A 1,200-nucleotide genomic window follows, 5' to 3' on the forward strand; every position below is an offset into this window, starting at 1 on the left:
AACCCGCAGACCACCGCCGCCTCGCCGGATATGGCCATTCCGTTCGGCCTCAAGTTCAGCGGCTATGCCCGCTATGGCGCCCACTTCCAGACCGGCGACCAGAAATATGTCGGCGTCGACGGCTCCTATAACGGCGCCTCGGCGATCGGCCGTCTGGGCAACGAAAGCAACGGCGGCGAATTCCAGATCAGCAAGGCCTTCAAAAGCGCGCAGGGGGCCATCTGGGATCTCAACGTGATGTTCGACCACTGGAGCGACGAAGTTAACCTGAAGAAGGCCTACGTTGGCGTCACCAACGTCCTCGACTCCAACCCCAACGCCTATCTCTGGGCCGGGCGCGACTTCCACCAGCGTCCGCAACAGGGGATCAACGACTACTTCTGGATGAACCACGACGGCCAGGGCGCCGGGGTGAAAAACTTTGATATCGGCGGCGTGCAGTTTGACGTGGCGACGGTCTCGCAGGTGAAATCCTGTAGCCCGGAAGTGATGGCCGACGAGACCAACCCGTCGCGTATCACCTGTACCGGCAGCTCCGACACCGGCGACAACGGCCACTACGCGCTGACCACCAAAACCCACAACATCAAGGCCGGGCCGATCGACGTCGAGGTGTACGCCAACTACGGTTTTGACTCGAAGGCGGTGGACAGCGACGCGCGCCTCGAAGCCTGGCAGGGCGGTCTGGTGCTGAGCCACACCAACGACAGCGGGGTGAACAAGGTGATCCTGCGCTACTCCGACAACTCGGATAACAGCGTCTACAACAAGACCGACGACCTGACCACGGTCTACGCCAGCTTCGAGGGCAGCCATAAGTTCACCCAGCAGGCGCAGATTGAGTATCTGCTGGCCTTCCACGACTACGACAACGGTAAGGACAACACCGACAACCGTAAAAACTACGGCGCGATCGTGCGGCCGATGTATTTCTGGAACGACGTGCACTCCACCTGGCTGGAAGCGGGCTACCAGCGCGTGGATTACGACCAGGGCGGGGATAACCACGGCTGGAAGCTGACGCTGTCGCAGAACATCGCCATCGGCATGGGGCCGGAGTTCCGCCCGATGCTGCGCTTCTATGTGACCGGCGGTCAGGTGGACAACGAGCACACCGCGAAGGTTAACGGCACCCAGGACCAGCAGCTGGATTCGCTGAACGTCGGCGGGATGTTTGAGGCGTGGTTCTGATGCGATAGC

General features: G+C 61.2%; 1 protein-coding gene. It reads left to right on the forward strand.

Features of this window, described 5'->3' with window-relative positions; translation table 11 throughout:
* A partial coding sequence (locus CWM54_RS27810; protein WP_100699190.1) for a carbohydrate porin occupies window positions 1–1,191 on the forward strand: 1,191 nt, incomplete at its 5' end.
* Window positions 1,192–1,200 lie beyond the last annotated feature (9 nt).

Source organism: Klebsiella sp. D-Nf1 (genome assembly GCF_002810515.1).
Lineage (GTDB): Bacteria > Pseudomonadota > Gammaproteobacteria > Enterobacterales > Enterobacteriaceae > Klebsiella > Klebsiella variicola.